Here is a 12,873-nt window from a genome sequence, read left to right on the forward strand (position 1 = left end):
TGTTCAGACACTAGCGGGGAGGCTGAGCAGCGTCAATCACCGCTGCGGGCTGCGGCCTCGCCCAGGTACACATCGATCATCTCGTTGAGCCCCCGGGTCACAGTGGGATCGTCGGTGAGCGGTCCCGCGATCGCGGCCCTGGCCGCCTCGTTGATCGGCAGGCCCTCGGCGATCAGCCGGCCGGCCGCGATGAGCACCCGCGTCGACGCGACCTCGCGCAATCCACCAGTCTCCAGGCGGCGGATCGCCTGGCCGAACTTCACCAACTCAGCCGCGGTCGGCGCGTCGACCCCCGACTCGTGAACGACAATCCCCTCCTCCACTTCGGGAACGGGGAATCCGAACTCGATGGCCACCATGCGTTGCCTGGTCGAGTCCTTGAGATCCTTCAGAACGCTCTGGTAGCCGGGGTTGTACGACACGACGAGACCAAAGCCGGGTGCCGCGTCGAGGGTGATGCCGAGCCGCTCGATCGGCAATTGACGGCGGTAATCTCCGAGCGGGTGCAACACGACGGTCGTGTCCTGCCGCGCCTCGACCACCTCGTCGAGGTAGCAGATCGCGCCCTCCCGCACGGCACGCGTCAGCGGCCCGTCGGTCCAGACTGTTTCGTCGCCCCGCAGCAAATACCGGCCCACCAGGTCGGCCGTGGTCAGGTCGTCGTGGCAGGAGACCGTGATCAGAGGCCGGCCCAGATCGTGCGCCATCGCCTCGACGAAACGTGTCTTACCGCAGCCAGTCGGGCCCTTGAGCACCAGCGACAGGCCCTGGCGGTAGGCCGCTTTGAACACGGTCTCCTCGTTGCTGACGGCCTGGTAATACGGGCGCGTCGCACCGGTCTGCGGCATGGCGCCATTCTGAGACGCCAGCCCTGCCTCGTTTCCCATAGCGACCTTCCGTGTCACCCGCATCGTTGCGGTTACTGCAGACTAACCGGAACAGATGTTTGTTTCAAGCATGGGTCGGCTAACATCACCAGGACCCGCTGACTTATGAACTTCATTGCCGGACAACGTATCTCCGATGCCACCGACGAATTTCACGACACCCGCCTTCGCACCTCGGCGGCCCGCACCGCCGACCTGAACAGCGGACCGATGACGCCCGCGAGTTGCTCAGGCCGGCCGATGGTGGCATGTGCGGTACTGCCGAACACCTTTTTCAGAGATCGCACGTCGGTGCCCGCCCCCACCGTCAAGCAGACGCAGCCGATCCCCCTGCGGCGCGCCTCGTTGAGCGCTCGGCGAGAGTCTGCGGCGCCGTAGTCACGCTCGTAGCCGTGGTCGTACGCCAGCCCGTCGGACAGCACGACTAGCAACCGCCGTGACGTACCTCCGCGCCGCTCGAGGACTGTCGATCCGTGCCGGATCGCCGCGCCGAGTCGCGAGTACGCCCCCGGTTCGAGGCTGTTGAGACGTCTGAATATGCCCGCATCGAGGTGGTCGTCGAAACGTTTGACCGGCACCATGCTCACCGCCGCTCGGCCCTGTGAGTAGTAGGCGTACAACGACACTCGGTCGCCCAGATCGTGCAGTGCGACCGCGAGGTCGGCGACAGCGGTTCGCTGTTGCTGATGCACGGTGCGTCCGAGCGTTCCCGGCTCGGCGGTCGAACCCGAGATGTCCAGCAGGAGCAGAACCGACAGGTCGCGCCGCCTTCGAAGGCTGTCGAGGTAGACGGCCTCGTCGGGCATCGATCCCGCTTTCACCTCGACACGCGCCTCCACCGCCGCGTCGATATCGATGTCGTCACCCTGCGGCTGACGATGCCTCCGGTGCAGGCCCATGCCGAGCCGGGCGAGCGGCCGCCGCACTCCGATCGCACTCTCGATGGCCTGCGTCGCAGACGGCTTGATCTTCGCCTCGACTTCGCGCACCGTGCACCAGTCAGACCGGTACAAACCCTTTGCGGCGTCCCACTCGGGGTACTTCAATCCGTCTTGCTTGACGTCTGCGCCATCCTCTGCCGAGGCGGATGCGCTCGACGACACCGCGTAGGCACCGCGATTGGCCGAGTTCGTGCGATGCGTCGGCGTGTCCGCGCCGGGCGGACCGCCACCGTCGCTTCCTGTCTTGCGCGCCGATGACAGCATCTTCTTCAGCCATTTGCCGATGAAGCCGCCACCGCCGACGGGGCTGGAGAACAAGTCGGGGTCATCGGTGTCGTCGACCGCGTCCTCGTCGAGCTCCTCCAGCTCGCCCTTGGCCTCTTTACGCGCGACGTGACCAGCCTTGGTGTCATCGGCCTCGGCACGCTTGATGGCAGCCGCCAACTTCTTCGCGCGAATCACACCGAAACCCGCCGGAGGATCGACGAGTTCGCCCTTGGTCGCCGCGATCGACAGGGACGACGCCGCCGAGTCGCTGCGCGCCGCGACCTCGCGGTCGGTCAGCGATGTCAGTACCCCGGGCAGCAGGTCATCGTTGGCCACCAGCGCCCGGTGTCCCTCGACGGCCAGGTAGCGCTTGGCCAGCTTGGGGTGCCGTATCAGCCGGTCGACGACATCGGGCGTCAGGCTGTCGGCGGCGATAAGCGACGCGTGCACGGCCACCGACTCGAGGTTGGTGCGGGCTCGTGCCGAGGGATCAACGAACACCGTCTGCCCGTCGGTCCATGACGGTTCGCCCGCGCCGCCGGCGGCCACAGCCAGCGCGCGGCCCGCGAGTGCTGACGCCAACATACCGAGTAGCTGCAGTCGGTCACTGTCGACGTCGGCTTTCACCCGGCGACCTCCTCACACGTGGTTTCGATGTTGACCTAATAATTGTTCCACCGTAGAGTCCGCTGGAAGTGGAGTCAATCAACCGTCGAATCAGATGAGGTCGTCCGGAACGCGTGGATTTCTCGTACCCGCAAGAGGCTGAACAGTTTCGCAAGGAGTTGCAGGCATGGTTGTCGGCGCAACTCACCGACGCCGTGATCGACGCGAGCGCACGCCGCGGCCATGACGACGAGGCGTTCGAGACGCTGCGCGCTTGGAATGCGACGATCGCCGACGCCGGATGGGCAGCGGTGTCGTGGCCACAGGAGTATGGCGGGCGCGGGGCGAGCGCGATCGAACAGTTGGTGTATGCGGAGGAGGCGACACGAGCCCGAGTCCCCAACCCGCTGAACACCATCGGGATCAACAACATCGCACCGGCGATCATGCAATACGGCACAAAAGATCAGAAGGCCGCGCTGCTGCCCCGGATGCTGCGCGCCGATGACATCTGGTGTCAGGGCATGTCGGAGCCCGAAGCCGGCTCCGACCTGGCCTCGTTGCGCACCAGGGCCGTCCGCGACGGCGACGACTTCGTGGTGTCCGGACAGAAGATCTGGACATCCCTTGGCCACCGCGCCGACTGGTGCCAGTTGTACGTCCGAACTGATCCGGAAGCACCCAAGCACAAGGGCATTTCGTGCCTGATCGTCGATATGTCGCTGCCCGGGATCGAGGCGCGTCCACTGGTGACCCTGTCCGGCGATGCCGACTTCGCCGAAGTCTTCTTTAACGACGTCCGCATACCTGCCGACGCCATGCTCGGTCCGCTCAACAAGGGATGGCAGGTCGCCACCACCACCCTGAGCCATGAGCGTGCAGGTGCAGCGCGGCTCTACGCCGAAATGCAGGTTCGCCTGAGGGATCTCGTCACCGATCTGATCGCCCACGCCCGCAACGGCAGCTCGGCCGTCGACGACCCCTCGACCGTGCGTCGTCTGGGCGAACTCGATACGCGAATCAAGAATCTCGAGATCCTGTGCCAGCGCTCCATATCCTCCGGCATGCATGGCGGCGACGCATTCGCCACAGCCAGTCTCGCCAAGTCGGCGTGGGGCGAGATCGGGAAGGATCTCGCGGCGCTGGCGTTCGACACGCTCGGTCCCGGCGCTGCCGACGGTCGATGGGATGAGTTCCGCCTGACCTCACATGCGTTGACCATCGCGGGCGGTACGACACAGATCACCAAGAACATCACGGCCCAGCGCGTACTGGGACTCCCCCGCTCATGAACCTGGAGTTGACCCCCGAGCAGCTCGCGCTGCGCGATACGGTCCGCGAGTTTCTCTCCGAGAAGGCGAGTATCGGCGAGCACGTGCGCCCGATGCTCGATGACCCCGTCGGCACCGCCGACGAGGTATGGCGCGGTCTGGCCGATCTCGGAACGACCGGTCTGTTGGTTCCCGTCGAGCACGGCGGCGAGGGTATGTCGATGGTCGAGGCCGCAATCGTGAGCGAGGAACTCGGCGCGGCGCTTCATCCGGGTCCGTGGCTGTCGAGCGCGGTCGCCGCACCGCGGGCGCTCATTCGATTCGGGGCCGGCCCGCGGTCGTTCTCGGGGCTTGCCGACGGCTCGACGGTCGCGGCGGTCGCATTGCCCACCAGCAGCGGCATCACGCTCGATGATGATGCGGTGCTGCAGGGCGAACTGGAGCTGGTCCCCGACGCCGCCGCGGCACAGATACTGTTCGTCCCCGTCGGTGACGAGCAACCAGTACTCGTCGCCGTGCCGACGTCGGCCCCGGGTCTGCGTATCACCGAGATCCGGGGAATCGACCAGTCCCGCAAGCTTTTCCGTGTCTCGCTCGACACTGTTGCGGGCACAGTGGTGGCCACCGCAACCAGTGAAGCACTCGAGTCGCTGCGCGACGACATGATCGTCGCCTGGGCGGCCGACGCCGTGGGTGCCGCGCGTCAGGTGCTCCATATGACCGTCGCGTACGCCAAGGTCCGTCGCCAGTTTGGCGCGCCGATCGGCAGCTTCCAGGCCGTCGCCCACCTCTGCGCGGACATGTATCAAACGGTGGAGTTGGCCCGCAGCGGCGTGCAATACGCGGTGTGGGCCGCCGACAGTGCCGATCAGGCTGAGCGGCACCTGGCCGCATTGCGAGTCAAGGCGTTCGCCGGGCAGCTCGCCGGAGTCGGCGACAGCGCGATCCAGGTGTTCGGCGGAATCGGTTTCACCTGGGAGCACGACGCGCAGCTTTACCTCAAGCGGCTGCTCAGCTTCAGCAGGTTTCTCGGCAGCCCGGGTGACTATCTCCAGCAGGTCGGTGACCTCTTGATAAGGAGTGCAAGTTGATCGAATTTGACGGCAAGGTGGCGATTGTGACGGGCGCCGGACGCGGGCTCGGCAGGCTCTACGCGCTCGATCTGGCTCGACGAGGCGCTGCGGTCGTGGTTAACGACCTGGGTGGCACCATGCGCGGACAGGGCGCCGACACGGGCGTCGCCAACCAGGTGGTCGAGGAGATCACCAGCGCCGGCGGGCGCGCGGTCGCATCGCACGACTCGGTCGACAGCCCCGAGGGCGGGCAGGCGATCGTCGATACCGCGGTCGATAGCTTCGGGCGGCTCGATGCCGTGGTCAGCAATGCCGGCATCTTCAACAGCATTCCGTTCGAAGAGATCTCCCCCGACGACTGGCGCCAGATGTTGCAGGTCCACCTGGACGGTGGTTTCTACCTGAGCCAGCCCGCGTACAAGGTGATGGCTGAACAGAAGTATGGACGTTTTGTCTTCATCTCGTCGTCGGCGGGTAACTTCGGCCAGCCGATGGAAGCGCACTACGCGGCCGCGAAGACCGGCCTCGTCGGGCTGTCCAATGTCATCGCCATCGAGGGTGCGGCACACGGAATTCTCTCCAATACCGTTCTTCCCACCGGCTTTTCGCGGATGGTTACCGAAACCGTCGGCGACGAGAAGTTTCTGGCCGAATCGGGCTTCATGCGCGCCATCCGGCCCGAACTGGTGGTACCGCTCGTCGTCTTCCTCGCCAGCACTGAGTGCGACTTCACTCATCGCAACTACTCGGCATGTGCCGGGCGCTACGCACGTGTGTTCATGGGGCTCGCCAATGGTTGGCTGGCGGACGCGGAAAGCGAGCCCACCGCTGATGATGTCCTCTCACACATCGACGAGATATCGGCGACAGAGAAGTTCATCGTGCCCGACTCCATCGTCGACGAAGTCCTCGAGGTGTGCGATCGCCGCGGCATCAGCGCGATGCCCGAGAACGCCGACGTCTCATTCCCGGAACCCACAAAGAAGTAAGGAGCGTGCCCATGGACATGAACGATATGGTCCTCGTCTCGGTGGACGATCATATGGTCGAGCCTCCTGGCCTGTTCGACAAGCACATACCGCCCAGGTACAAGGATGACGTTCCCAAGCTGATCCGACGCGAGGATGGCACCGACGCATGGGTTTTCGAGGGCGCGGAGGCCACCAACGTCGGCCTCAATGCTGTCGCAGGGCGTCCTCCAGACGAGTACGGCGCCGAGCCGACGAAACTTTCCGAGATCCGCGAAGGCTGTTACAACATCGACGAGCGCATCCGGGACATGAACGCCAACGGGGTGGCCGCAGCACTAAACTTTCCGTCATTTCCGCAGTTCTGTGGTCAGTACTTCGCCCGCGCCAAAGACAAGGATCTCGGGCTCGCAGTGTTGCGCGCGTACAACGACTGGCATATCGACGAATGGTGCGGAGCATATCCAGGGCGAATGATTCCTCAAGCGCTGCCGCCGATCTGGGATCCGCAGCTGATGGCCGAGGAGGTGCGGCGCGCTGCGAGGAAGGGTTGCCACGCCGTTTCGTTCTCGGAGAACCCAACCAAGATCGACTACCCGTCTCTGCACGATCCGCATTGGGATCCGTTCTGGCGGGCCTGCAGCGACGAGGGCACCATCGTCAATCTGCACATCGGTTCCTCCTCCAGCGTGGTGATCACATCAATCGATGCGCCGGTGGACACCATGATCACGCTTCAACCGATGAGCATCGTGCAAGCCGCGGCGGATCTGGTCTGGTCGCCGATGCTGCGCAGGTTCCCAGATCTGCGGTTCGCGCTGTCGGAGGGCGGGATCGGCTGGGTACCGTACTTCTTGGAGCGCATCGACCGTGTCTACAAGACGCACCGCGCGTGGACGCACCAGGACTTCGGGGACAAGACACCCAGCCAGGTCTTCCTGGAGCGGGTCGCGCTCTGTTTCATCGACGACGAGTTCGGGGTCGCCAACCGCGACAAGCTGAACATGGACATGGTGACGTGGGAGTGCGACTACCCGCATTCGGACTCCACCTGGCCGCTGGCCCCGGAGACTCTCGACATCTACCTCGACGGCGTTCCCGATGACGACATCGACAAGATTACCCATGAGAATGCCTTGCGGCTGTACAACTTCGACATGTTCAATCACATTCCGAAGGAGCAGCTGACCGTGGGCGCCCTGCGCGCCCAAGCCGAGGACGTCGATCTCGGCTTCCGGTCCTCGGAGCGGCTGAAGAAGGCAGGCACCGGCACCGTGACCGTGCTCGACCTTGCCTCGAAGATCGCGACGTAGTCGAGGCGTTCGTGGACATCGACCAACTCCTCACGACGACGAGGTCCGCACGCAAGGCACTGGATCTCCAGACTCCTGTCGACCTGGACGAGATTCGCGAGTGCCTGCGGATCGCGTTGCATGCACCGAATGGTTCGAACCAGCAGGCGTGGCGGTGGATGGTTGTGACCGAACCCTCGCTTCGGGCGCGAATCGCCGAGCTGTATCGCGAGACCTACCTCGGCAAGGTTGGTGGGCAGCTGATCGCCGAGTTGATGCCCTCGGGCACCTCCGAAGCCAGATTGATGTCATCGACGGAGTTCCTGGTCGAGAATCTGCACGAGGTGCCGGTGCTGGTCATCCCGTGCTACGAGCCCAGCTACCCGCGAACCGACGGTGATGAATCCTTCTACCTGGCCACCCTTTACGGATCGATCTTCCCCGCCGTGTGGAACTTCCAGCTCGCACTGCACTCGCGTGGGTACGGCACCTGCATCACGACGATGCACCTCGAGTACGAGCGGGAAGTAGGCGAACTGCTGGGGATACCCGCGACGTTCGTCCAGGGCTGCCTGCTTCCCGTCGCGAAGTTGCACACCGGACGCACGTTCGCACCAACGCCTCGTCGCGATCTGGACGAGGTCATCTCCGTCGACGAATGGGGTAGCCAATGACGAGCGACGTCGATCTGCGGGAACGGATCACTCGTCTCGAGGACCGTGCCGCGATCCAGGACTGCATGCAGAGGTATGCCCGGGGTATGGACCGGCGCGATCGCGAGTTACTTCGATCGGCGTATCACGACGGCGCCGTCGACGACCACGTCGGATTCATCGGCGAGGTCGACGACTTCATCGATTGGGCCTTCGCGTACCACTCCACTCAAACTCGCTACCAGCACTACCTGCTCAACCACACCGTCGAACTCAACGGAGACGAAGCACATTCCGAGACCTACTACCTCTTCGTGGGGACCGACCGCGAGCCCGCCAACCATGTGACTGTCTCGGGCGGACGCTACGTGGATCGCCTCCAGCGACGCGACGGACGGTGGGCGATCGTCGACCGGGTATGTGTCGTCGAGTGGAACGCGGAGTCGACGTCGTTCATCACCGACGAGGTGATTGCCATGATGGCGGACTCCATGAAAGTGGCCACGCACGATAAGACGGACCCCTCCTATGACCGACCGTTGGTCGCGTCGCGGGCGGCCGCACCCTCGTGAGCGCCCCTTCCGAATTGCGGCATCCCCGCAGTTCGAGCGGTAGTCGGTAGGATCTCGTACCAGTTGTCGGAGCCGACGACGCCAGGAAGGGTACAGAGTTAGCGATGGCCAATGCCGACGCCGTGAAGCGGAGTTCCAAACGGAGCGGGCCCCCGGTTAAGAAGGGTCAGCGCGCCGCGAAACTCACCGCCGTCACCGACCAGCCAACAGTCGATGCGACGCGGCGTACGGAAATCCTCAAGACCGCGAATTCTGTCATCGCCACAACGGGTCTTCGGACCTCGCTGCAGCAGATCGCCGACGCTGCGGGCATCCTCGCGGGCAGCCTCTACCACCACTTCGACTCCAAGGAAGCCATCCTCGTCGAGCTGATCAGGCGCTATCACGCAGACCTGGACCGCGTCGGCGAGTCGGCATTGGCACGTCTCGATGCGCCGGACCCCCGCCCCGTCGCCGAGCAGATCACCGAGCTCGGATGTGAGATCGCCCGCTGCGCAGTCGAGCATCGGGCGGCGCTGCAGATGTCGTTCTACGAGGGTCCCAGCTCGGACCCCGAACTCATGGAATTGACGAAGCGCCCGCCGTCAACGATCCAGGCCGCGATGTTGCAGGCGCTTCGGGCCGGTCGCTGGAGCGGATACATCCGATCCGACCTTGACCTTCCCACCCTGGCCGACCGGGTGTGCCAGAGCATGTTGCATGTTGGCCTGGACGTCATCCGGCACAAGGCATCGGCAGACGAACTCGCCAGGCTGAAAAGCCACATCACTCTCGAGGGTCTGGCAGTCGACATGCCCCTCGACACGGACCTGGACAAGTCGAAGGCGTTCGCGGCCGCTGAAGAAGTGATCAAGAGTTGGGTTGACACCGAAGACGACAGCGATCTCAAGGCGGCCCACGTGCGGGCCGTTGCCCGCTCCGAGTTCGGCCGCCGCGGGTACGAGATGACGACCATTCGCGACATCGCGTCCGCCGCGGGGCTGGGGACCGGCACGGTGTACCGCGTCATCGGCTCGAAAGACGAGCTGCTGATGTCGATCATGCTGGAGTTCGGACACAAGGTCGGCGGCGCGTGGACGGAGATCGTGCGAACAGATGCCACCACGGTCGAGAAGCTTGATGCGTTGAGCTGGTTGAACATCAACGCGCTCGATCAGTTCCCTGACGAGTTTCGGATCCAGCTGGCGTGGCTGCGTCATACGCCTCCGGATACCTCCAATCCCGCGTGGTCGTTCACCACCCGGATTCGGCAGATGAAAGCCCTACTCTCCGAAGGAATTCGCGCCGGCGAGATACGTAACGGCAGTCCGGCTGCCGAAGTGCTGGCCCGGTGCATCATCGGTGAGCAGTGGATTCCGGAGAACATCCTTCAACAGATCGGTACGCGGAACGCGTTGATCCTCGCCCGTGACACCACCTTGCGGGGCATCAGCGTCCGCGAGTCGTGACGCCGACGGCGTCGGCCGCAGGCGCCCTGCAGACCGAATCGCTCGTTAGGCTGTCCGGACTGCGATGAGACGAAAACCAAACGTCGAGGCTCGCCGGCGCGAACTCTGCGACGCGGCGATAGAACTGTTGGCGCAAGACGGCGCACGCGGGCTGACCCATCTGCGGGTCGACCGACGCGCCGGGGTCGCCGACGGTACGACGTCCTTCTACTACCAAACTCGTTCGGCGCTGCTTCGTGGCGCGGTCGACCGTGTGGTGTCACAGGACGTCGCCGACTTCACCGCCGCGATGACCGCCGCCAAAGAAGCGGAAGACGATCAAGCCGAGACCCTGTTGTCGAGACTCGCATCGCAGGCGATGCGGACGGGTATCGAACCCGAAAGATCCCGAGCACGAGCGCGATTCGAACTCATGATGATCGCGGCCCGCGACCAGGAACTGGGTGCGGTGTTTGAGGGATTGATGGATACGTTCCGAGCGATCGGTGAAGAAGCGGTGGCGCAGGTGCAGCCCGCGGGTGAACCGCTCGATCGTGAACTGATCCGCGAACAGGCGGTTGCGGTCATCAACTTCCTGGGCGGCTTTCTGTTCCGGCTCGCCAGCGGCATCGCCGAAATCGAGACGGCAGATGAACTCGAGGCGTACCTCTACGCGGTGATCGCCGGTGTCGCCGCCGAACACCCGCGGCTTCGCTCGGCCGGCGCCGCCGCTAAGCGCTCCCGCCGGGGTTGACCAAGACGCGTCCATGTACGCCGGCGGCACGCACGAGGTCGAATGCGTCCCCGATCCTGTCGAGACTCAGTATCGGACCGATCATCGGTGTCGGGTCGATCGCGCCGCCGGCGAAGGCAGCGATGGTCTCCCGGAATTCATCCGGCCGGTAGCAGACCGAGAATCTGATGGTCAGCTCTTTGAGCAGTGCGGTTATGGGTTCGATCGGCATGGGTTGGTCGCACGCTCCGGTTATCACAATGCGCCCGAACGCGCGCAGCGCAGCCTGACAAACCTGCAGCAATTCGGGGCGCCCGACGCACTCGATCGCGACGTCGTAGGCGCCGGTTTCGACATCGGAGGCGGACGCTGCCACATCGGTTGCGCCCATCGCGACGGCCGAATCTCGTCGGCGCGCATCGGGATCCACGACCGTTATGCGCTGCGCTCCCGTCTCGCGCGCCCACGCCGTGGTCGTCAGGCCGACGCCTCCGGCGCCGACCACCAGCACGGACTCGCCCTCAGCCAGTTCGGCGGTGTGCACACCGTGCAAGCCGACCGCGAATGGTTCCACGAGCGCCGCATAAGTGCCGGGGAGGTCGTCGGGCAGTCTGAACGAGTGGCGCGCAGGCGCAGCGGCGAACTCGGCGAACCCACCCCGGTCGGGTCCCATCCCCAAGTACCGGGTCGCAGCGCAGTGCGCAACGGTCCCCGCAGCGCAGGCCGCACACGATCCGCATGAGATCACCGGCAGCACGGCGACGTTGGATCCCACTTGATGTCCCTTGACCCCGGCCCCGACCGCCACCACCTCGCCGCCGAGTTCGTGGCCCATCACCATGCCTGCAGGCATATAGGGCTGCGCTTTGATATCCGAGCCGCAGACACCGCAGGCGGCGACTCGAATGATCAACTCCTGCGGGCCCGGTGTCGGGTCGGGTACCTCCACGATGTCGAAGCCGTGTCGCTCATTCGTCACCGCGATCTTCACGCGTCCTCCAGTTCCACATCGAAGGTCGAGAGGTACTCGTCGAAGATGGGCTCCAGGTCGCCACGCGTCACGCCGGAGCCCTCGAGCGAGTAGGGCTGCGCACCGTGGCGGTCCTGCGGATTCCGTTGCAGCCAGCCGACGATCGCCTGCTCGGTCGACGGGGTCAGCTCGTCGCCGGCCCAGTCGTAGAGCGAGCGCATCACGCCGACCGGATCACGCATCAGTTCGGAGTAGTGCAGGTCGAAGAATCGGTGGTCGCCAATGCGCTTCCTGGTCAGCATCGGCCGTTCGACGTGCGCACGGAGCTGACGCAGCACGTTCGGCACCACATCGCAGGCGTCGGCGCCGAGCACGGCGCGCGAGAGGTAGTTCAGACGGAGGAACGACGCGGTGGACTTGAAGGGGTCACGGTGTGCCCACACCAGGCGCGCATCGGGAAACTCCTTCAACAGTGCCTCGATGTGAACCGCGTGCGACGGCATCTTGAGCGACCAACAACCGGACGCTCGCGACTGCAACAACTGCAGCACCGCCCTCTCGTATGCGTAGGCGCTGGTCATGTCGGCCTCGAGTAGCCAGTCGGCGTACACGGCGTTCGGCATGAAGGCCTCCCACAGGTAGGCTTTGAAGTCCTGCCCCTGAACGAAAATGCACTCAGTCGGGCCGTCGGCCTCGTCCCAGTGCACGAGCGGGATGTTTGCCGCCTTAAGCCCCTCGGCAAGGACCTTGAGCTCGGCCTTCTTCTTCAGGCACCGCGGATCGGTGTACAGCGTGTCCGCCGTCGAGGGTGGCACCGAATCTTCGGCCTCCCACGTCAACAACGATCGCCGCATCGGATCCTGGTCGAGCAGATAGCTGGCCAGCGAGGTACCGGTACGCGGAAGTCCCAGCACGACAAGCGGACGTTCGACACACTCGTCGGTGACCTCGGGGTGCGCCTTCAGGTAGTCGACGATGCGCAGCCGGTTCCACAAAGCGTCGACGAACTGGCCGTACACGTAGCCGCGTCCGCCCTCGGTTGCGGCAGGTGCCGACTCCACCGATGCGACAAGCACCTCCAGTCCCTCACGCCATCCGTCGGCGCCGAAGTCGTCGAGACCGGCACGCTCGCACGCCGCGGTGACGAGTCGCTCGACATCGTCGTTGTGCTGACCAATCTTCGCTGCCGTCATGCCCGCAGAGACTATACGAC

12 protein-coding genes are annotated in these 12,873 nt (G+C 64.7%); 8 read left to right on the forward strand and 4 right to left on the reverse strand.

Going from position 1 to position 12,873, the window contains the following annotated elements; translation table 11 throughout:
- Window positions 1–32: 32 nt before the first annotated feature.
- Both BST47_RS12690 and BST47_RS12695 read right to left on the reverse strand, forming a co-directional pair.
- Window positions 33–887 carry a CbbQ/NirQ/NorQ/GpvN family protein gene (locus BST47_RS12690; RefSeq protein ID WP_083125896.1) on the reverse strand — a complete coding sequence of 285 codons (855 nt, stop codon included), beginning with the start codon at window positions 885–887 and terminating at the stop codon, window positions 33–35.
- A 152-nt stretch (window positions 888–1,039) separates the two neighbouring features.
- The gene (locus tag BST47_RS12695; protein WP_207568605.1) at window positions 1,040–2,680 is read right to left on the reverse strand and encodes a nitric oxide reductase activation protein NorD; all 1,641 of its coding nucleotides are present in this window, start codon (window positions 2,678–2,680) and stop codon (window positions 1,040–1,042) included.
- A gap of 155 nt (window positions 2,681–2,835) precedes the next feature.
- Here BST47_RS12695 and BST47_RS12700 point away from each other — a divergent pair, with 155 nt between their 5' ends.
- From BST47_RS12700 to BST47_RS12735, 8 genes are all read left to right on the forward strand, one after another.
- Window positions 2,836–3,993 carry an acyl-CoA dehydrogenase family protein gene (locus tag BST47_RS12700; protein WP_083125898.1) on the forward strand — a complete coding sequence of 386 codons (1,158 nt, stop codon included), beginning with the start codon at window positions 2,836–2,838 and terminating at the stop codon, window positions 3,991–3,993.
- Window positions 3,990–5,063 (forward strand): acyl-CoA dehydrogenase family protein, encoded by a 1,074-nt coding sequence (locus BST47_RS12705; protein ID WP_083125899.1) that lies wholly within the window; start codon window positions 3,990–3,992, stop codon window positions 5,061–5,063. The genes BST47_RS12700 and BST47_RS12705 overlap by 4 nt, the downstream gene beginning before the upstream one ends.
- Window positions 5,060–6,034, forward strand: coding sequence for an SDR family NAD(P)-dependent oxidoreductase (locus BST47_RS12710; RefSeq protein WP_083125900.1), 975 nt, complete (start codon window positions 5,060–5,062; stop codon window positions 6,032–6,034). Before BST47_RS12705 ends, BST47_RS12710 begins: the two co-directional genes overlap by 4 nt.
- A gap of 11 nt (window positions 6,035–6,045) precedes the next feature.
- Entirely contained in the window at window positions 6,046–7,326 is a 1,281-nt protein-coding gene (locus BST47_RS12715; RefSeq protein WP_083125901.1) for an amidohydrolase family protein, read from the forward strand.
- An 11-nt stretch (window positions 7,327–7,337) separates the two neighbouring features.
- On the forward strand, window positions 7,338–7,979 hold the full coding sequence (locus BST47_RS12720; protein WP_083125902.1) for a nitroreductase family protein: 642 nt from the start codon (window positions 7,338–7,340) through the stop codon (window positions 7,977–7,979).
- On the forward strand, window positions 7,976–8,530 hold the full coding sequence (locus tag BST47_RS12725) for a nuclear transport factor 2 family protein (RefSeq protein ID WP_083125903.1): 555 nt from the start codon (window positions 7,976–7,978) through the stop codon (window positions 8,528–8,530). Before BST47_RS12720 ends, BST47_RS12725 begins: the two co-directional genes overlap by 4 nt.
- A 104-nt stretch (window positions 8,531–8,634) precedes the next feature.
- Window positions 8,635–9,978, forward strand: a complete 1,344-nt coding sequence (locus tag BST47_RS12730; protein ID WP_083125904.1) for a TetR/AcrR family transcriptional regulator — start codon at window positions 8,635–8,637, stop codon at window positions 9,976–9,978.
- Between the two features lie 64 nt (window positions 9,979–10,042).
- Window positions 10,043–10,711: a TetR/AcrR family transcriptional regulator gene (locus BST47_RS12735; RefSeq protein WP_083125905.1), complete on the forward strand. Its 669-nt coding sequence runs from the start codon at window positions 10,043–10,045 to the stop codon at window positions 10,709–10,711.
- Here the strand turns inward: BST47_RS12735 and BST47_RS12740 are convergent.
- Window positions 10,689–11,681, reverse strand: coding sequence for a zinc-dependent alcohol dehydrogenase (locus tag BST47_RS12740; RefSeq protein WP_083125906.1), 993 nt, complete (start codon window positions 11,679–11,681; stop codon window positions 10,689–10,691). The genes BST47_RS12735 and BST47_RS12740 overlap by 23 nt on opposite strands.
- Complete coding sequence (locus BST47_RS12745) at window positions 11,678–12,853, reverse strand: sulfotransferase family protein (RefSeq protein WP_083125907.1); 1,176 nt, start codon at window positions 12,851–12,853, stop codon at window positions 11,678–11,680. The genes BST47_RS12740 and BST47_RS12745 overlap by 4 nt, the downstream gene beginning before the upstream one ends.
- Window positions 12,854–12,873: the final 20 nt, after the last annotated feature.

It is taken from the genome of Mycolicibacterium tusciae (assembly GCF_002086795.1).
GTDB classification, from domain to species: Bacteria; Actinomycetota; Actinomycetes; order Mycobacteriales; family Mycobacteriaceae; genus Mycobacterium; species Mycobacterium tusciae.

Bases quoted from the DNA above. Each gene is read 5' to 3' on its own strand.
- BST47_RS12730 (WP_083125904.1), top strand. From the start codon at position 8,635: ATGGCCAATGCCGACGCCGTGAAGCGGAGTTCCAAACGGAGCGGGCCC.
- BST47_RS12690 (WP_083125896.1), bottom strand. From the start codon at position 887: ATGGGAAACGAGGCAGGGCTGGCGTCTCAGAATGGCGCCATGCCGCAG.
- BST47_RS12695 (WP_207568605.1), bottom strand. From the start codon at position 2,680: ATGTTGGCGTCAGCACTCGCGGGCCGCGCGCTGGCTGTGGCCGCCGGC.
- BST47_RS12745 (WP_083125907.1), bottom strand. From the start codon at position 12,853: ATGACGGCAGCGAAGATTGGTCAGCACAACGACGATGTCGAGCGACTC.
- BST47_RS12715 (WP_083125901.1), top strand. From the start codon at position 6,046: ATGGACATGAACGATATGGTCCTCGTCTCGGTGGACGATCATATGGTC.
- BST47_RS12705 (WP_083125899.1), top strand. From the start codon at position 3,990: ATGAACCTGGAGTTGACCCCCGAGCAGCTCGCGCTGCGCGATACGGTC.
- BST47_RS12725 (WP_083125903.1), top strand. From the start codon at position 7,976: ATGACGAGCGACGTCGATCTGCGGGAACGGATCACTCGTCTCGAGGAC.
- BST47_RS12735 (WP_083125905.1), top strand. From the start codon at position 10,043: ATGAGACGAAAACCAAACGTCGAGGCTCGCCGGCGCGAACTCTGCGAC.